16 protein-coding genes and 3 tRNA genes are annotated in these 17,885 nt (G+C 44.2%); 10 read left to right on the plus strand and 9 right to left on the minus strand.

The genetic code is table 11. The features are described from left to right. The first annotated feature begins 7 nt into the window (after window positions 1–7). The 10 genes from IEV36_RS13655 (at window position 8) to IEV36_RS13700 (ending at window position 10,629) form a co-directional block, all read left to right on the plus strand. The gene (locus IEV36_RS13655; RefSeq protein WP_005255453.1) at window positions 8–388 is read left to right on the plus strand and encodes a VOC family protein; all 381 of its coding nucleotides are present in this window, start codon (window positions 8–10) and stop codon (window positions 386–388) included. Window positions 389–479: 91 nt separating this feature from the next. Further along, a complete protein-coding gene (hisIE, locus tag IEV36_RS13660; protein ID WP_005255455.1) occupies window positions 480–1,247 on the plus strand; it encodes a bifunctional phosphoribosyl-AMP cyclohydrolase/phosphoribosyl-ATP diphosphatase HisIE in 768 nt (255 codons plus the stop codon). A 9-nt stretch (window positions 1,248–1,256) separates the two neighbouring features. Further along, complete coding sequence (locus IEV36_RS13665; protein ID WP_004774114.1) at window positions 1,257–2,759, plus strand: UvrD-helicase domain-containing protein; 1,503 nt, start codon at window positions 1,257–1,259, stop codon at window positions 2,757–2,759. A gap of 24 nt (window positions 2,760–2,783) precedes the next feature. Then, window positions 2,784–4,166 (plus strand): ATP-binding protein, encoded by a 1,383-nt coding sequence (locus IEV36_RS13670; protein WP_005255457.1) that lies wholly within the window; start codon window positions 2,784–2,786, stop codon window positions 4,164–4,166. Between the two features lie 250 nt (window positions 4,167–4,416). Next, window positions 4,417–7,269, plus strand: coding sequence for a monovalent cation/H+ antiporter subunit A (locus tag IEV36_RS13675; RefSeq protein WP_005255459.1), 2,853 nt, complete (start codon window positions 4,417–4,419; stop codon window positions 7,267–7,269). Next, window positions 7,262–7,630, plus strand: a complete 369-nt coding sequence (locus IEV36_RS13680; protein ID WP_004774108.1) for a Na+/H+ antiporter subunit C — start codon at window positions 7,262–7,264, stop codon at window positions 7,628–7,630. The genes IEV36_RS13675 and IEV36_RS13680 overlap by 8 nt, the downstream gene beginning before the upstream one ends. Beyond that, on the plus strand, window positions 7,630–9,441 hold the full coding sequence (locus IEV36_RS13685) for a monovalent cation/H+ antiporter subunit D (protein WP_005255461.1): 1,812 nt from the start codon (window positions 7,630–7,632) through the stop codon (window positions 9,439–9,441). The genes IEV36_RS13680 and IEV36_RS13685 overlap by 1 nt, the downstream gene beginning before the upstream one ends. Then, on the plus strand, window positions 9,441–9,971 hold the full coding sequence (locus IEV36_RS13690; RefSeq protein ID WP_005255463.1) for a Na+/H+ antiporter subunit E: 531 nt from the start codon (window positions 9,441–9,443) through the stop codon (window positions 9,969–9,971). The genes IEV36_RS13685 and IEV36_RS13690 overlap by 1 nt, the downstream gene beginning before the upstream one ends. Then, on the plus strand, window positions 9,968–10,243 hold the full coding sequence (locus tag IEV36_RS13695; RefSeq protein ID WP_004774102.1) for a monovalent cation/H+ antiporter subunit F: 276 nt from the start codon (window positions 9,968–9,970) through the stop codon (window positions 10,241–10,243). The genes IEV36_RS13690 and IEV36_RS13695 overlap by 4 nt, the downstream gene beginning before the upstream one ends. Before the next feature lie 11 nt (window positions 10,244–10,254). Then, window positions 10,255–10,629, plus strand: a complete 375-nt coding sequence (locus IEV36_RS13700; protein ID WP_004774101.1) for a Na+/H+ antiporter subunit G — start codon at window positions 10,255–10,257, stop codon at window positions 10,627–10,629. Between the two features lie 54 nt (window positions 10,630–10,683). Here the strand turns inward: IEV36_RS13700 and IEV36_RS13705 are convergent, their stop codons facing one another. From IEV36_RS13705 to tpiA, 9 genes are all read right to left on the minus strand, one after another. Continuing rightward, window positions 10,684–11,085 (minus strand): ribosome-binding factor A, encoded by a 402-nt coding sequence (locus IEV36_RS13705; protein WP_004774100.1) that lies wholly within the window; start codon window positions 11,083–11,085, stop codon window positions 10,684–10,686. Next, window positions 11,085–13,799 (minus strand): translation initiation factor IF-2, encoded by a 2,715-nt coding sequence (infB, locus tag IEV36_RS13710; RefSeq protein WP_004774098.1) that lies wholly within the window; start codon window positions 13,797–13,799, stop codon window positions 11,085–11,087. The genes IEV36_RS13705 and infB overlap by 1 nt, the downstream gene beginning before the upstream one ends. 10 nt (window positions 13,800–13,809) lie before the next feature. Then, window positions 13,810–15,294: a transcription termination factor NusA gene (nusA, locus tag IEV36_RS13715; protein ID WP_004774096.1), complete on the minus strand. Its 1,485-nt coding sequence runs from the start codon at window positions 15,292–15,294 to the stop codon at window positions 13,810–13,812. Window positions 15,295–15,331: 37 nt separating this feature from the next. After that, a complete protein-coding gene (gene rimP / locus IEV36_RS13720) occupies window positions 15,332–15,856 on the minus strand; it encodes a ribosome maturation factor RimP (RefSeq protein ID WP_004774094.1) in 525 nt (174 codons plus the stop codon). A gap of 199 nt (window positions 15,857–16,055) precedes the next feature. Continuing rightward, window positions 16,056–16,132: transfer RNA gene (locus IEV36_RS13725), tRNA-Met, on the minus strand. Between the two features lie 88 nt (window positions 16,133–16,220). Further along, window positions 16,221–16,297, minus strand: a tRNA-Met gene (locus IEV36_RS13730). A gap of 45 nt (window positions 16,298–16,342) precedes the next feature. Further along, a tRNA-Leu gene (locus IEV36_RS13735) sits at window positions 16,343–16,427 on the minus strand. 56 nt (window positions 16,428–16,483) lie between these two features. Beyond that, complete coding sequence (gene secG / locus IEV36_RS13740) at window positions 16,484–16,813, minus strand: preprotein translocase subunit SecG (RefSeq protein WP_005255466.1); 330 nt, start codon at window positions 16,811–16,813, stop codon at window positions 16,484–16,486. Window positions 16,814–16,825: 12 nt separating this feature from the next. Then, complete coding sequence (gene tpiA, locus IEV36_RS13745; RefSeq protein WP_004774091.1) at window positions 16,826–17,617, minus strand: triose-phosphate isomerase; 792 nt, start codon at window positions 17,615–17,617, stop codon at window positions 16,826–16,828. Window positions 17,618–17,885: the final 268 nt, after the last annotated feature.

Genomic DNA, 17,885 nt, shown 5'->3' on the forward strand with positions numbered 1-17,885 from the left:
GTGAAATATGAAAATTAGCCATCTAGATCATTTGGTTCTGACCGTTGCCGATATTGAGACAACTTGTAATTTCTATCAATCAGCCCTGAACTTTAAAGTCATTGATTTCGGTGAAAACCGCAAGGCATTACAATTCGGCACTCAAAAAATTAACCTGCATCAAGCAGGCAAAGAGTTTGAACCTAAAGCATTTCGACCGACCGCAGGTTCAGCCGATTTATGTTTTATTGCGGAAACACCACTCAATGAAGTGATTGCACACCTTCAGGCACAGCAGATTGAAATCATTGAAGGTCCTGTGCAAAGAACAGGTACAATGGGCAAAATCCTTTCGATTTATTTTCGTGATCCAGATCAGAATTTGATTGAAATCTCAAACGCTCTTTAATGCCCTATCCACGATTTTTTACCCCACAAGCATAGCCAACCCCAGCCACAAACGCTACACTAGCTGCTTTCCACCCAATGGATTTTCACTCATGTCAAACTGGTTAGATGAAGTTAAATTTGATTCCAATGGTCTTGTTCCTGCCATTGCACAACATCATCAAACTGGTCGAGTGTTAATGGTTGCTTGGATGAATCGTGAGGCTTTGCAACTCACTGCTGAAAAAAATCAGGCGGTGTATTACTCGCGTTCACGTCAAAAGTTGTGGCACAAAGGCGAAGAGTCTGGGCACTTTCAAACCGTGCATGAAATTCGTCTGGATTGCGATGCCGATGTCATTATTCTACAAATTGAACAGCATGGTGGCATTGCCTGTCATACGGGCCGTGAATCTTGCTTCTATCGCAAGCTCACCCCACAAGGTTGGGAAATCGTAGATACCCAACTCAAAGATCCGACAGCGATTTACGGCGCATCTGCAAAAGTTGAAGCACATGATCACGTTCAAAGTGAACAGGTGGATGTGCTTGCTTATCTCGGGCGTTTGATGCAAGAACGCAAAAATGCCGAAGCAGATAACTCTTATGTTGCCAGCCTGTACAAAAAAGGCATCAATAAAATTTTAGAAAAAGTCGGTGAGGAAAGTGTCGAAAGCATTATCGCTGCCAAAGATTATGCAGTACATGCCTCACTGGAAAATAAACACGATCTGGTTTATGAAGTCGCTGATCTCTGGTTCCACAGTATTGTCATGCTGGGTTATTTCGACCTTGATCCGCAAGTGGTACTAGATGAGCTGGCAAGTCGCCAAGGTTTGTCTGGTTTAGTTGAAAAAGCGAACCGTAGTAAAGAAGCGTAAATAGAGCCTGTGTCAAATATAGAAAAACCAAAAGCCACCTATGAGCAAGCGATTGCCATAGACAATGCCCGTTTAGGTCAATCTTTTAAAGTGATTGCGTATGCTGGCACAGGTAAAACCACCACTTTGCAAATGATCAGTGATGCCATGCCTGAACGGCGTGGTATGTATCTGGCCTTTAACAAGGCGATTGCTTCAGAAGCACAGAATAAATTTCATGGCAACGTAAACTGTCGTACCTTCCACTCACTGGCATTTCGCAGTGTTCCACGTGGAGTCACCGACAAGTTACGTCTGCCCCGTCTCAGCCCAAGTTTTATTGCCAAAGAATATCGCTTAGAGCCAATTACTCTGCGTCGCTTAATGGGCGGACGTTATGAAAAATATGTGTTGATGCCCAGCCGTCTAGCCAGTCTGGTGGCCAATGCGGTGAGCTACTTTTGTTCGACCAGTTCCCAATACCCTGCCCCACGTCATATTCAGGCACCGAGCTGGTTACATCTGGATGATATTGAAGCCTTACAGCAACACCTTTATCCTGCGGTAGAACGCCGTTGGCTGGAATCGATTGATCCGAATCATCAGGCTGGAATCGGGCATGATATTTACCTGAAACTATGGGCCTTATCAGAACCGAATATTCCTGCAGATTATGTGCTGTTCGATGAAGCACAAGATGCAGACCCATTGATGTTGGGCATTTTACTGCGTCAAAAAAGTACCCAAGTGATTTATGTCGGTGATGCGCATCAGCAAATCTATGCATGGCGTGGTGCAATCAATGCCATGCAACAAATGCCTTTGCCTGAAAGTCGTCTCACCACCTCTTTCCGTTTTGGTGAAGCGATTGCCGATGTTGCCAACAGCTTACTCGGTGCATTGAATGAAACCGTTCCCTTACTCGGTAATCCAAATGTAAAATCGAGTGTGGTGAATAAACCACACACCAAAATGCGTGATGCCATCCTCTGCCGTACCAATGCCCGCGCGATGGAGTTACTGCTTTCTGGTCTGGTGCATGGTGATAAAGTCAGCCTGCAAGCTGATCATCAGAAACTCAGCCGCTTTGTCGATGCCGCAAGTTTGCTTAAACAAGGTAAACGAATTACCGATGTGCCTGAACTGGCTTGGTTCAACTCATGGCATGATGTGCATGAATATTGTGAAACCAATGATGGTAGCGATATCAAGCCTTTAGTGAAGCTGGTTGATGATCATGGGACTGAACCGCTGAAAAAAGCATTGGCAAAAATTACGCCGATTGAACAGGCGGATTATGTCATTTCAACTGCACACAAAGCCAAAGGTCTGGAATGGAATCGGGTTCATATTGAAGACGATTACCAATTTAAAATAAATGGTATGGAACATAAAATTACAGATGAAGAGTTAAGACTACTTTACGTGGCCTGCACGCGTGCTAAAGTAAGTTTAAATATTCATCATTTATACGACTTAATACAACAATTAAAACAGCGGGCGCCCTCAAGTCTTCGTCAGTCAGCAGGTTAAAGCGCTCATGATTGAGGTCAGCTTATGCAACTTGAATCGGTTCTATTTAAACACATCGGGATGTTTCGGGATTTAAAACTCGATTTCTATCCTGAACAACACCCCATTACCTTGATTCTGGGTGATCAGGCCACTGGTAAAAGCACGATTTTAAAAAATATCTACCAAAGCCTGACCTGGTTTTCTGCACGCTATAAAGATATACGCACCGCTGGGGTCGTGATTGCCGATCAGGATATTCTGTTAAATAGACTACAAGCTAAAATCCAGATTCATGTCCGCATGAGCAGCGAGCTGAATGGCGCTTTGCCTGAAAGTAGTAATGCACAGGCCGAAGATACACAAACCTGCATGTGGAAATTGTACAAAACTTTCAATGCACAAGGTGTTGGCATCAGTCAGGTGGAAACCCAGCAACTCGACCAACTGGTAACGCTGTACCAGAAAACCAATCAGCAGGATCCACTACTTGGCTTGCCATTGATCGCCTATTATCCCGCTGAGCGTTTTGTACAAGATATTAATTTACAAAGTAAAAATACGCCGGGAACTTTGCAGGAAATTGCCGCCTATGATCTAACAGCAATTCCTTACACCACTTTTGCGCGTTTTTTTGAATGGTTGCGTGAAATCAGTGATGTGGAGAATGCGCATTCGGCTCACATTGTCAGACGCTTAATGGGCAACGATTTTAATCAGCAAAACCAGTCAGAAATTTTGCAAGAATTGCAGCAGGAACTGGTCAATCATCCTAAACAGTTATCTGCACCGAATTTGTATGCCTTGAAAGGCAGTCTGCAAACTGTTTTTCCCGAACTGAATGATATTTACATTCAATACGTTCCTAAACTTCAGTTAATGGTGCGCTATCAGGAAAAGACGCTGCCATTTCAACTGCTGTCTGCTTCCATGAAAGCATGGATTGCGCTGGTGGGAGATATTAGCCGACGATTGTGTTTATTGAATCAGCATTGTTTTAATCCCTGTCTGGAAGGTGAAGGCATTTTGCTGATTGATCAGATTGATCATCAGCTCGACCAGCATATGTGTGCTGAAATTCTGGCGCGCTTACATGAAGCATTCCCTCGCCTGCAAATTATTAGCACAGGCAACCGTGATGCTTTGCTGGAGCATGCTGCGCAATACCAATGCCTGAAACTGGATCAAAAAGGCGTTTATGAAATCGATCTGGAAGCATCCCAACAGCAACTTTCTGCCTTGTATCAAGAGTTAGCGCAAGCAGAAGAAATGAGCTTAATCGAACAACAAAATTTGCTCCAAGCTGATCCTTTATCGAACAAAGTAGATGATTTATTTCATCAGATTCAGGGTCTAAATGAACAAGAAAAGAGCGATTTAATCAACTTGCTCAAGATAGATGACACTCCTCAGGAGAGCCCACTTTAATCGATTGCCCGAACTGGATAATTCTGTGGTTTAAAACAAAAAGTGTTGTTATTTTCATGTAATAACATCAGATTTTTATTGATGTTTTGTAGTAAAATAAATCTCATTTTTTATTTTCAAGTTGTGCAATACAACTTGCTGCCTCCGTTAACTTGATTGGGCTTCAAGATTTAAAGTTTTTGGTATTCTCTTTGAGTGCCTGTAAGTCTTGAAAAAAATTCACCCTTAGGTCTCGACCTAAATCATCGACATGGATACCAGTGTGCTACCGATTATTATCCTATTACCGCTCATACTCGGCACCACCCTTGTCTCACAATTGCAACGTATTTCACGGGGCGTGACGGCACTTGGGGCGATTGGCATCAGCCTTAGCTGTTTTATTTTACTTCTTACTCAGGCAGAAACGGTTCTTCAGGGCAATACCCTGCAACAAAGCTGGGACTGGCTTCCGCAGCTTGGAATCAATCTTAGTTTTCGCCTAGATGCATTAGGTTTATTGTTTGGTCTGCTGATTAGCGGTATCGGCACACTCATTTATATTTATGCCTATTATTATCTCAGCCCGAAGAACTCGCTCAGTAAACTCTATCAATTATTAATGCTGTTTATGGCAGCAATGCTCGGGATTTCACTCTCCAACAACCTGATCCTGTTATTGGTGTTTTGGGAGTTAACCAGTATTTCCTCTTTCCTGCTGGTTGGTTACTGGAGTCAGTATGATGCTGCCCAGCGTGGTGCCCGTATGGCTCTTACAATTACAGGAATGGGTGGTTTGGCAATGCTGGGGGGCTTTGTCTTACTGGGTCAAATCACAGGCACCTATCAAATTGATCAACTGGTGCTGATGAAAGATACCATTCAGCAACATGAGCTTTTTGTTCCGACCTTACTGTTAATTTTACTTGGGGCTTTCACCAAAAGTGCACAGTTCCCGTTTCACTTCTGGTTACCCAATGCCATGGCGGCACCCACGCCTGTTTCGGCCTACCTGCATTCGGCAACAATGGTTAAGGCAGGGATTTTCCTGCTGGCACGTTTAGCGCCTATTTTTATTGGTGCTGCGCTATACCACAACATCGTTACTTTTGTCGGTTTATTCACGTTGTGTATGGCCGCAGGTTTTGCGATTTTTAAAGAAGATCTCAAAGGGTTACTGGCTTATTCGACCATCAGTCATTTAGGTCTGATTGTCTGCTTACTCGGTATCGGTTCACCGCTCGCAGTTGCAGCGGCTGTATTCCACATCATTAACCATGCCACCTTTAAAGCGGCATTGTTCATGATTGCAGGGATTATCGACCATGAAACGGGTACACGTGATTTACGTAAGCTCAGTGGCGTTTGGCAACTGCTTCCATTCACTGCCACTCTGACCATGATCACCGCTGCATCTATGGCAGGCGTTCCACTGACCAATGGTTTCATCTCCAAAGAGATGTTCTTTACTGAATTACTGGCAAATCTATCTGGCCCAGTCATGGTGATCTCAGCGATCGTTGCGACCTTGGCAGGTATTTTTGCGGTGAGTTATTCGATTCGTCTGGTTCACGGTGTCTTCTTCGATGGCCCACTTGGTAAACAGGTTCCAAATAAAGATGCGCATGAACCACCATTAGGCATGCGCTTGCCTGCAATCATTCTTGCGACTTTGTGTATCTTGGTTGGTATCCTCCCTGCCCTACTCGCTGGCACGCTCGTGAATAGCGTAACGCGTGCAAGTCTGGCTCAACCTGAATTTGAAGGTGTGCATCTTGCGATTTGGCATGGGATTAATGCACCGTTGCTAATGAGTGTGATTGCCTTGATTGGTGGGGCATTGTTCTATTTCGCACTAGCGAAAGACGGACGCATTCGCAAGATTGATCTTGATCCTCATTTGGGTAAATTTCAGGGCAGAGTCCTATTCGATCTATTCCTGAAACATTTACTGCTCAGCAGTCGCCGCATGAAGCAGACCACTGAAAATGGTTCTCTGCAAAGCTATCTGCTCTGGATTGTCCTCTTTAGTATTGTCATGGTGGCACTGCCGCTGTTGAATCAGGGACTCACCACAGGTACACGAGAGCTGACACATGCACCGTGGGTGGCTATCGTTTTATGGCTCACATTGTTCTCTGGTTGCTGGATGATGCTTTGGTTCCATCATGAACGAATCAAAGCGGTTCTAATCAGTGGTGCGGTTGGTTTAGTGGTGACCATGGTTTTCGTGACCATGTCTGCACCTGACCTTGCATTAACCCAAATTACCGTAGACGTTGTTACGACGGTTTTACTGTTAATGAGTCTGTCGTTATTACCGCAACTGACGCCATATGAATCAAGTCGTTCACGTCGCTGGAGAGATGCAAGTCTGGCAATCGCAGGCGGTTTAGGGATTGGCTGGATTGCATGGTTGTTACTGACACGTGACCATAATTCAATTTCATGGTTCTTCATGCAACAGGCGATTCCACTTGGCGGTGGATCAAATGTCGTCAACGTTATCCTCGTGGACTTCCGTGGATTCGATACCTTCGGTGAAATCACCGTACTGGGCATCGCGGCAATTGGTGCGCTGTGCTTGATGGATGGCATGCGTGCGCATGGCACGACCATGACACAAGGCCTGACTTATCGTTTTAACCCATCTCCACTGATGTTACGTATTACTGCGTCATGGATCTTGCCGCTTGCGCTTGTGGTGAGTGTGTATATTTTCATGCGCGGTCATAACCTTCCAGGTGGTGGCTTCATTGCAGGCTTAATTACCTCAATGGCCTTGGTAATCCAGTACATCGTGCTGGGACAAGACCAGACTGAACAGATGATCAAAGCCAAATCTGGACGTCTTTATGAATTGTGGATTGGTTCTGGTTTAACCATTGCTGGTTTAACTGGTATTGCAGCATGGTTCTGGGCACGTCCATTCCTCACCAGTGCACATATTTATGTGGAAGCACCTTTACTCGGAAAAATGCACCTTGCATCGGCTGTTGCCTTTGATACTGGTGTCTATATTACCGTTGTAGGGGCTGCCATGTTATTGATCTCGGTCTTGGGGGACTCACGTCACTCCAGTATGTCAGGCCCGATCCCAAGTGGAGATAAAGAAAATGGTTAGTATTGAATTTTTACTCGCTTCAGGGATTGGTTTATTAACCGCAACAGGTATTTATTTAATTCTACGTGCCAGAACGTTTCCTGTTGTGCTTGGCCTTGCCATGATTGGTTATGCGGTCAACCTGTTCCTGTTCGCAATGGGGCGCTTGCAAATTAACGCCCCTGCTGTTTTGACGCAAGCCACTAAAGTCACCGATCCATTGCCACAGGCACTGGTCTTGACGGCTATTGTCATTGGCTTTGCAACCACAGCATTTATTGTGCAACTTGCCTTACGCAGCCGTTATGAATCAGGTACTGATCATGTCGACTCGAAAGAAGAACCCACCTTGACTTATGACCCACGTGAGGATGAGCCATAATGTTTGATTTTTATACTTTCTGGCACGCTCACGCTCCGATTATCAGTATTTTAATTCCGGCTTTTACCAGTTTTATCTTGCTCTTACTGGGTAATCCGGGTGCAGGTTCTTTAAAACGCGATTGGCGTCAACCTTGGCGTCGCGGTATCAGTCTGGGTTCAGCAATTTTAGGTCTGATCACCGCAATCAGTTATCTTGCGATTGCCAGTACCGGCCAAATCACGGTTTATCAACTCAGTGAATGGTCTGCACCTTTTGGTATTGTTCTGGTTCTCGATCAACTCTCTGCATTTATGCTAGTGCTCACTTATCTTCTTGCCGTACCTGTAATCTGGTTCGCAAGCGATAACTGGGACACGCGTGGACGCTATTTCCATACCATGGTGCATTTCCTGTTGATGGGAATCGCGGGTGCATTCCTCACAGGCGACTTGTTCAACTTATTCGTATTTTTTGAAATCCTGTTGATGGCTTCATATGTGTTGTTATTACACGGTCAAGGTCGTCCACGTTTTCAACTGGGTATTCACTACGTCACCATTAACCTGCTCGCCTCTGCCCTGTTCCTGATCGGTTTAGGGATGATCTATGGCAGTGTAGGTAGCTTAAATATGGCCGATGTCGGTCGTCTTGTACCGACCTTGGATGGTGATCAGCACAAACTTGCAATTGCAGGTGGTTTTTTACTGTTTGTGGTATTTGGTATTAAAGCAGCCATGCTCCCTGTCGGCTTCTGGTTACCAAAAACCTATGCCGTTGCCAGTACGCCTGTTGCAGCACTGTTTACCATTATGACCAAAGTCGGCATCTACGCGATTTTACGTGTCAATGGAACCGTGTTTGATGATGCTATGGCACAGAGCATTTTCAAGAATTGCTTATTGGTCATAGGCTTAATTACTTCACTGTATGGTGTGGTTGGCGCAATTGGTGCTGAACGTCTCCGTCGTTTTGTCGGCTTTATGGTGTTGTCATCGATTGGTACCTTGCTGATTGCAATTGCCATGTTCAATACAGCAGCATGGGCTGCGGCACTCTATTATTTGGTACACAGTACCTTAATCGCAGCCGCATTCTATTTATTCTGTGGCTGGATGACATCACAACGTGGTTCTTTCAAAGATCATTTGAAAGTTGCACCTAAAATCAAACAGGAAAAAGCAGCAGCATTTACCTATTTCATCATTGCGTTAATGTTGGCTGGTTTACCACCTTTCAGTGGTTTCTTGGGCAAAGTCTTTATTTTACAAGCCACAGCTGAAACGCCATATCAAGGCTGGATCATTGCAGTCATCTTGATTGTCAGCTTGCTCAGCATTATCGCGCTGACACGTGTTGGTTTTATTCTGTTCTGGCGCGCAACGCCTCCAGAAGAAGACCAGAAAGAAGCTGCTTATGCTGAATATCAGGCCTTACCTGAAGTTGCACCAAAACGTAATGACAAGGCGATCTACATCCTGCTTGCCAGCTTGATGGCCTATGTGGTTTTTGCTGCGCCAATACAAAGCTATACCACAGCAACTGCTCAGCAAATCCAGAACCATGCATTGTATAACCAGACCATTCTGAAAAATGATGCACAAGGTCGTCCAATCAGTGTTCAGCCTTATGATCCAAGCTATTTGCCTGAAACTAAATATGGTGGTGAAGTAGAAGATCATAATGCAGTATTGATTCCGGATATTATTTCCAAGCCGACCTTACAAGGTGAACATATTTCCGAATATAAACAGCGTCAAATCGCTGGGCAGGTTTTAGAAGCACCGACCATTCCAAATAACACGCAGTTAAAACCAATGGAGGATCACTAATGCAAAAATCATCTTTGCTTGACCGTTGGTTCCCACATCCATTTGTGTCTGTTCTGATTTTCCTGAGCTGGCTAATGCTGGCTCACAGTCTGGATGCAACTGATATTTTAATTGCCGTGATTCTGGCAGTCGGGATTGCACGTTTAGTGAGTCCATTTATTGCCAGAACACCACATATTCACTGGACGCCTGCCATTAAACTGGTTTTTGTGGTGCTTTGGGATATCGTGATCTCTAATTTCCGTGTTGCTAAAATGGTACTCGGACCAATGGATCAATTGCATCCTAAATGGTATCGCGTTCCATTGGACACCGAGCACGAACAAGTGAATACCTTGCTGGCAATGATCATTACCACCACACCGGGTACGGTTTCGGCGGGCATTGATCAGGAACGTGGTGATATTCTGGTGCATGCGCTCAGTACCGATAATGCCGAGCTGGATATTCAGGACATCAAAAAGCGCTATGAAATACCTTTAATCGAAATCTTTGACGTGAAGATTACAGCAGAAGGAGCAACCAAATGACTATTTTACCTTATGCATTGGGTATTGGTTTAATTGCGATTACCATCTCCATGTTCATGTGTTTGATTCGTCTGATTGTCGGCCCTTCTGTGATTGACCGCTTGCTGGCACTGGATACACTCTTCCTGAATGCCACCTGTTTAATCGTGGTATTGGGCATTTATTGGGTCAGCACCAATTTATTTGAAGGCGCACTTCTGGTTGCAATGCTGGGCTTTGTTTCAACCGCTGCCCTTGCCCGCTATTTCACAACCGGTCACGTGATTGATTAAGGAGCTCCAGCATGCAATTGATTTTTGAGATTATCATTTCATTCTTTGTGGTGTTTGGCGCATTCTTTATGCTGGTCGGTTCGATCGGCATGATCCGCCTGCCAGACTTATTTATGCGTCTACACGCACCGACCAAATCCAGTACGCTGGGTCTCGGTAGCTTCCTGATCGCTGCGATGATCTTCTCAGCAACACAAGGCCGTTTCGGTTTTGCAGAGCTGCTGATTACTTTATTTGCATTTATCACTGCGCCAGTATCAGCGAATTTGATGGCCCAAGCAGCCATCCACTTACGTTTACGCTCAACCAGTGGTGATGTACCAGAAGCGTTAAATCGCCCACTTCCTTGGCAACGCTATCGTCGTCATCCTTTGAAGAAAGATTAACACTTTTATTCAGCGCATAAAAAAGCCACCCGAAGGTGGCTTTTTTATATCTGTTTACTTTTGTTCATCTTGCTCTTGTTCAGGCAGATCTTTAACCGCTTCAGCAATCAGACCAAACATATAGTTACCATAGGCATTGGTCTTGTCGTAATGGAAACGCAATCTTGGCGTAATACGTGTCTTGATACGACGACTCAACTCATGACGCAGGAAACCAGATGCTTTATTCAAGACATCCAAGGTTTCTTTATTTGCAGCTTCACTTTGGTCATCACCAAGTTCACGGCCCATTACAGTGACATATACTTCAGCATATCCCATATCTGCACTGACTTTCACGGCTGAGATGGTCACAAGACCACCCAGACGTGGATCTTTAAGCTCCTGACGGATAAGCTCGGACAACTCACGTTGTACCGAATCCGCCATGCGCTTTAAGCGTTGGCTACCCGCCATTAAAGACTCCGTTTAATCAATTGAACATCATACACTTCGATCTTGTCTTGTGCCTTGATGTCTTTATAGCCTTTGACTGCAAGACCACATTCCATACCAGCACGAACTTCTTCAACTACTTCTTTATAGCGACGAAGAGATTCAAGCTCGCCTTGGAACACAACCACGTCATCACGTAATACGCGAATTGGCTTGTTACGGTGCAATACACCTTCAAGTACCATACAGCCTGCTGCTGCACCAAACTTACTTGAGTGGAATACTTCACGCACTTCAGCAACACCCAAGATTGTCTCACGGTGTTCAGGTGCAAGCTTACCGCTCATTGCAGCTTTCACATCGTCAATCAATTGATAGATGATGCTGTAGTAACGAATATCGATACCATCTTGGTCAGCTTTTTGACGTGCTGTATTGTCCGCACGTACGTTGAAGCCTAGCAATACTGCTTCTGAAGATTCAGCCAACGTTACGTCTGACTCGGTGATTGCACCTACGCCAGAACCGATTACACGGACTTTAACTTCATCAGTTGCAAGCTCATCAAGTGCAACATGCAATGCTTCCAAAGTACCACGTACGTCAGTTTTGAGTACCACGTTAACTGTTGGAACATCTTTTTTGCCCATTGATGCCATGATGTTTTCAAGACGCATCGAGCTTGCGCGCTCAAGACGTTTTTGACGTTCACGGTCTGCACGAGCATCAGCAACTTCACGTGCTTTCTTCTCGTCATTAACAACAAGAACTTCGTCACCCGCCATTGGCGCTTCTGGTAAACCTAAGATTTCTACAGGAATTGATGGACCGGCAGAAGTGATACGTTGACCATTTTCATCTGACATTGCACGTACACGACCATACGATGAACCTGCCAATACAAGGTCACCAATGTTCAATGTACCGTTTTGTACAAGAATCGACGTTACTGCACCACGGCCTTTATCAACACGTGCTTCAATTACAACACCTTGTGCCGCACCTTCAGCAGAAGCTTTAAGCTCCATCAATTCAGATTGAATCAGGATCAGGTCAAGTAAACCATCGATACCTTCACCAGAGTGTGCAGATACTTTAGCGATTGGAACATCACCGCCCCACTCTTCAGGTACGATACCTTTGGTGGTCAATTCGTTTAATACGCGATCTGGATCAGCTGATTCTTTATCCATTTTGTTGATTGCAACAATGATTGGCGTACCAGCAGCACGCGCATGGTCAATTGCTTCAGCTGTTTGTGGCATTACACCATCATCAGCAGCAACAACAAGTACCACGATATCAGTTGCTTTCGCACCACGTGCACGCATAGATGTAAACGCTGCGTGTCCCGGTGTATCTAAGAAAGTAATAATGCCTTTCTCAGTTTCAACATGGTAAGCACCAATGTGCTGAGTAATACCACCCGCTTCGCCCGCTGCCACTTTAGAGCGACGGATACGATCCAGTAATGACGTTTTACCATGGTCAACGTGACCCATGATTGTAACGACTGGTGGACGAGTTGTTTGCTCACCACGTGCTTCTTCAGCTGCAACCAATAAGTTATCTTCTGCTTGTGTATCAGAAACTAATACTGGGTTGTGACCCAATTCTTCAACGACAAGTACAGCGGTATCTTGATCAATCGCTTGGTTCTGAGTAACAAGCTCACCCATTTTCATGAGAGTCTTGATGACTTCACGAACTTTAACAGCCATTTTCTGTGCAAGATCGGCAACAATGATTTTCTCACCGATCTCTACATCATAAACCTGTTTCTTCACAGGCTTTTCAAAACCATGCTTGTTGGCTTGGCTTGTTTTCAAGCCGCGCTTGTGGTGGCTCTTGCTAAAGCTTTGTTCAGACTGAGCATCGCCACCACGACCGCCTTTCTTACCACCACGTGGGTTTGCAGTCGCGCCACCGCGTTTGATTTCACGGTCTTCCTTATTGAAAGAATCTTCATATGCCTGACCAACAAGACCAGCAGCTAAAGGTGAGTCATCAATCACACGAATGGTTGCAGTTGCATCATCATTTGAATATTTTGATGCCATCTGACGCATTTGCTCAAGCGTACGTTGCTGCGCTTCTTCAGCTGCTTTACGACGTACTGCTTCTTCAGTCGCTTTCAACTGAGCAGTTTGCTCTTCACGTGCTTTTTTCTGTTCTGGTGTTTCTGTAGGGCGAACAACAGGGGCTTTAATGACCTTGTCGCTATTACGCTTTTTCACCACAACAGCTGCTTTCGCAGTAGTTTGACCTGAACTATCAGAAGTATGCGCTGCACGCATTGCTTCTAATGTTGCATTTGCTTTTTGTTCAGCGCTATGACGAGCTTTTTGATCTGCTTCATCACGTACTTTTTGTTCAGCACGTACTTTAGCATCTGCTTCTACACGCGCTTTTGCTTCAGCTGCAAGTAACTCTGGATTTGGCTTAGCAAAAACTTGTTTCTTGCGAACTTCAACATTAATGCTTTTTGCTTTACCTGAAGTACTTGTAACTTTAGCAGTACTCGTTGTTTTACGTTTCAACGCAATCTTTCCTGTGTTACCACTTTCCTGACCATGTACTTTTTTCAAGTGATTGACCAAAGTATCTTGCTGTTCAGTGGTAATAATGTCATCTGCTTTACGCTGTGGTAAGCCTGCTTCGCGAACCTGTTCCAGGAGTTTCTCTACAGGACGTTCTACACTGAGTGCTAACTCTTGAATCGACTTGTCCGTCATCTATTATCTCCTAGTTAAACCATGATTCACGTGCTTTCATGATTAACTGACCCGCTTTGTCATGACCTAAACCTTCGATATCAGAAATATCGTCAGTTGCCTGGTCTGCCAAATCATCAACAGTAACCACACCACGCGCCGCCAATGCATACGCAATCTCAGTTGTCATACCTTCCATACCGAGAAGTTCTGCACTTGGCTCTTGAATATTTTCTTGCTGTTTCAATGCATCCGTCAAAGCAGCTTCTTTCGCACGACTCTGTAGCAATTCAACCAAATCAGCTTCAAGCTCGATTTCGTCAAATGTTTCAGCTGGAACGTAAGCAATCTCTTCTAATGAAGTGAAGCCCATTTCAACCAATGCCATTGCCAAGTCTTCTTCAATATCAAGACGTGTAATAAACATGTCTAAATATTGCTGTGCTTCATTTTGCTGACGAGCACGATACTCTTCTTCTAACATCATGTCGAGTTTATAACCCGTCAATTCAGATGCTAAACGAACATTTTGCCCTTGCGAACCAATTGCACGCGCTAACTGATCATTGGTCGCAAAGATGATGTCAGCACTACGTGCATCTTCATCAAGGACAATACCTGATACATCAGCTGGCTCTAACGCACTTGCGATATATTGTGCTGGATCATCAGACCACACCACCACATCAATACGCTCACCGTTCAACTCTTGCTGTACAGCCTGGATACGTGTACCACGCATACCAATACATGCACCTACTGGGTCAATACGATGGTCATTGGTTTTCACTGCAATTTTAGCACGAACACCCGGTTGACGCGCTGCTGCTTTAATTTCGATGATTTCTTCAGAAATTTCTGGAATTTCTTTCTTCATCAATGCAATCAGCATTTCAGGACGTGCGCGAGACAATAATAATTGTGCGCCACGACCTTCACGGTTTACATTGTACAAAATTGCATTGATACGCTGTTTAGGACGTAAAATTTCTTTGTGAATGGTTTCTTCACGCGCCAAGTAAGCTTCAGCGTTGTCACCAAGATCAATGATAAAGCCATCTTTGGTTTGCTTTTTCACTTCACCGTAAATCAACTCACCGACTTTAGATTCATACGCATCTGCAACCAATGCACGCTCTGCTTCACGAATCTTCTGTACGATCACTTGTTTAGCGATTTGCGCAGCAATACGACCAAACTCGATTGATTCAACTTCAAGCTCACGCACATCGCCGATTGACCATTTCGCAGGGTCTACATCAGAAATTGCGTCTTGGCATGCTGGCATTTCATGATCTTCATCCGCAACAACTGTCCATTGACGGAAGGTACGGTAATCACCAGTTTTACGATCAATCTCAACACGGAGTTGAGCTTCTTCAGAATGTGTGCCTTCGTAAAACTTTTTCTTCGTTGCCGCAACAAGTGCTTGCTCTAACGCTTGGAAGATCGCTTCACGACTAACACCTTTTTCATTACTAACCGTTTCTGCAACGGTAAGAATTTCGCGGCCCATAAGTCACCTACCGATTTCTTATAAAATTAAGTTAATATTAGTCTTGATAGATTAAATTTGCTTTATCAATATTATTACTATCAATTTCAAGCACATGATTACCTTCAACTTCGACCTGAATGATTTCATTTTCCAAGTCTACAGAAAGTAATTTCGCCTGAAATTTGCGACGGTTCTCGACAGCAGCAATTAATCGTAAAGCCACTTGTTGCCCGATATAGGCAGGTAATTGATTAAGTTGGAAAAATGGACGATCCCAACCTGGTGATGATACTTCTAAAGCATATTCACCCGAAATTGGATCATGGACATCAAGCATTGCACCCACTTGTTGTGTTACCAGAACACAATCCTGAACGCCAATACCACGCCCGAGTTCAACTTCACCATCTTCATTGAGGACAGGTTCAGCATTTTCATCTACGACTTTATCGATATAAATACGTAGTAAAGAACGCTTACCTTGTGGCAGGAATTCAATCCCCCACAGATCTACACCACACGCAGCTACAGCTGGTGCAATAAGATCATGCAATGCTTGAGATTTATTTGATAATTTCATGTACTCTCGTCGCTCTTATACGAGCCAATCAATCTTAACCGTATAGTGAAGCACGACTATTTGACCAATTGATGTCGAACAACTACACGATAGCTAAACAACCAATAAAAAAGGGCGTAAATCGCCCCTATGTTACACAGAAAAGCTTAGCCCACTGTGCAAAAAGGCCCACCTTATTGTGAGCCTCTTTTTAGAAACTTGGTAGCGGGAGCTGGATTTGAACCAACGACCTTCGGGTTATGAGCCCGACGAGCTACCAGACTGCTCCATCCCGCATCAACGTGCAAAAATTATATACAAATATGAAAAAAAGTCAATTTAAGTTTTCTTCATATCCGTCTGATTAAGTTGCACCTTAATCAAATGGTAGCGGGAGCTGGATTTGAACCAACGACCTTCGGGTTATGAGCCCGACGAGCTACCAGACTGCTCCATCCCGCATCAACACAAACACTGCATACACCGAACTTAACTGGTTATTAAGTTTGGTGCGGAAGGGGGGACTTGAACCCCCACGCCCGAAAGCACTACCACCTCAAGGTAGCGTGTCTACCAATTCCACCACCACCGCAGTTTGTGGGACGCATTCTATTCCTTTAAATACAAAAAGGAAAGTCCTAAATCGACTTATTCAGCCGTTTTAGGTGCATTTGATGAAGTTTCAGGCGATGTTGCCGGCGCAGATGTCGTCGTTTGAACAGTTTTCAAACTATATGCATCTGTGGTTTGTTTCTTTGCAAACACAGCGAGTGTCAAACTGGTGACAAAAAACAGCGCTGTAAAAATCGCAGTCATACGAGTTAAAAAGTTGCCTGCGCCTGAAGCACCAAATACGGTTGCAGCACCGCCACCACCAAATGATGCGCCTGCTTCTGCACCTTTACCTTGTTGTACCAGAACCAAAGCAATAATCAAAATTGCTAGAATGATGTGTACAACGAGTATAAAACTATACATCTCTATTCCTCGTTATTTGCTTTGCGCAAATGCTTTTGCGATTTGGTAAAAAGATTGCGCATTTAAAGATGCACCACCCACCAAAGCACCATTAATATCTGGACATGCCGCCAATTCAACCGCATTTTCAGCTTTTACACTACCACCATACAAGATCGCAGTATTTGCGCCAAATGCAGTAATCTGCTTTAAGCCTTCACGAATTTTTGCATGCATCGCCTGAGCATCTGCGGGTGACGCGGTTTTACCCGTCCCGATTGCCCAAATCGGTTCATACGCTACCACAATATTTTGCCATTGTTCAGCTTTTACCACCGCTGCAATATCACAAATTTGTTGTAATACGACTTGCTCTGCTGCACCCTGCTCACGTTGCTCCAAGCTTTCACCGACGCAATAAATCACGGTTAAACCAGCACTTAAGGCATTTTGCAGCTTTGCTTTTAATATTTCGACATTGTCACCAAATAATTCACGGCGTTCTGAATGTCCAATCAATACATATTCAATCTGACTGTCTTTTAACAGTTCCGCACTCACTTCACCTGTGTAAGCACCTGTACCTGCCACACGAGAAAGATCCTGAGCCACGGTATAAACGGCTCTGGCTGCATCTTTTAACTGAGCGTGGACACCCGTCAGCGCAATCGTCGTTGGCGCTACACCAATATGACATTGCTCAGGAGAAATATTGTCCTGCTGTAATAACTGCTTAAATTCTTCTATTAGTTGGAAAGCATTCGCATGCATTGGATTCATTTTCCAATTGCCAACAACCCAAGGGGTAATGGTCGAGTTCGACATACTTAGCCCGCCTACTGTTAATTTTCAAAAATGCTGCATATTTTACACGGATTTTTATAAAATTCAGTTTTTTTCTATTGTTTAGATATAAATCAATTTAAAATTTATCTGAATCTAAAATACGCTTTGTTTTACAACGCACATCGCTCTCGTATTTATTTGAAAACAAGAAGCTTCTGGCTGGAAAAAGTATAGGATCAATTTAGAAATTAACGTATTACATAAAATTAATTTGTAAAAAAACTCGATCAGTTCAAAGTTTAGCGAT

Origin of the sequence: Acinetobacter vivianii (assembly GCF_014635885.1) — a bacterium.
In the GTDB taxonomy this organism is placed as follows: Bacteria; Pseudomonadota; Gammaproteobacteria; order Pseudomonadales; family Moraxellaceae; genus Acinetobacter; species Acinetobacter vivianii.

What these genes read in the sequence shown, in the direction of transcription:
- IEV36_RS13685 (WP_005255461.1), top strand. Translation starts at nt 7,630, where the DNA reads ATGTTTGATTTTTATACTTTCTGGCACGCTCACGCTCCGATTATCAGT.
- IEV36_RS13700 (WP_004774101.1), top strand. Translation starts at nt 10,255, where the DNA reads ATGCAATTGATTTTTGAGATTATCATTTCATTCTTTGTGGTGTTTGGC.
- IEV36_RS13655 (WP_005255453.1), top strand. Translation starts at nt 8, where the DNA reads ATGAAAATTAGCCATCTAGATCATTTGGTTCTGACCGTTGCCGATATT.
- tpiA (WP_004774091.1), bottom strand. Translation starts at nt 17,617, where the DNA reads ATGTCGAACTCGACCATTACCCCTTGGGTTGTTGGCAATTGGAAAATG.
- IEV36_RS13670 (WP_005255457.1), top strand. Translation starts at nt 2,784, where the DNA reads ATGCAACTTGAATCGGTTCTATTTAAACACATCGGGATGTTTCGGGAT.
- nusA (WP_004774096.1), bottom strand. Translation starts at nt 15,294, where the DNA reads ATGGGCCGCGAAATTCTTACCGTTGCAGAAACGGTTAGTAATGAAAAA.
- rimP (WP_004774094.1), bottom strand. Translation starts at nt 15,856, where the DNA reads ATGAAATTATCAAATAAATCTCAAGCATTGCATGATCTTATTGCACCA.
- infB (WP_004774098.1), bottom strand. Translation starts at nt 13,799, where the DNA reads ATGACGGACAAGTCGATTCAAGAGTTAGCACTCAGTGTAGAACGTCCT.
- IEV36_RS13695 (WP_004774102.1), top strand. Translation starts at nt 9,968, where the DNA reads ATGACTATTTTACCTTATGCATTGGGTATTGGTTTAATTGCGATTACC.
- IEV36_RS13705 (WP_004774100.1), bottom strand. Translation starts at nt 11,085, where the DNA reads ATGGCGGGTAGCCAACGCTTAAAGCGCATGGCGGATTCGGTACAACGT.
- hisIE (WP_005255455.1), top strand. Translation starts at nt 480, where the DNA reads ATGTCAAACTGGTTAGATGAAGTTAAATTTGATTCCAATGGTCTTGTT.
- IEV36_RS13680 (WP_004774108.1), top strand. Translation starts at nt 7,262, where the DNA reads ATGGTTAGTATTGAATTTTTACTCGCTTCAGGGATTGGTTTATTAACC.
- IEV36_RS13690 (WP_005255463.1), top strand. Translation starts at nt 9,441, where the DNA reads ATGCAAAAATCATCTTTGCTTGACCGTTGGTTCCCACATCCATTTGTG.
- IEV36_RS13675 (WP_005255459.1), top strand. Translation starts at nt 4,417, where the DNA reads ATGGATACCAGTGTGCTACCGATTATTATCCTATTACCGCTCATACTC.
- secG (WP_005255466.1), bottom strand. Translation starts at nt 16,813, where the DNA reads ATGTATAGTTTTATACTCGTTGTACACATCATTCTAGCAATTTTGATT.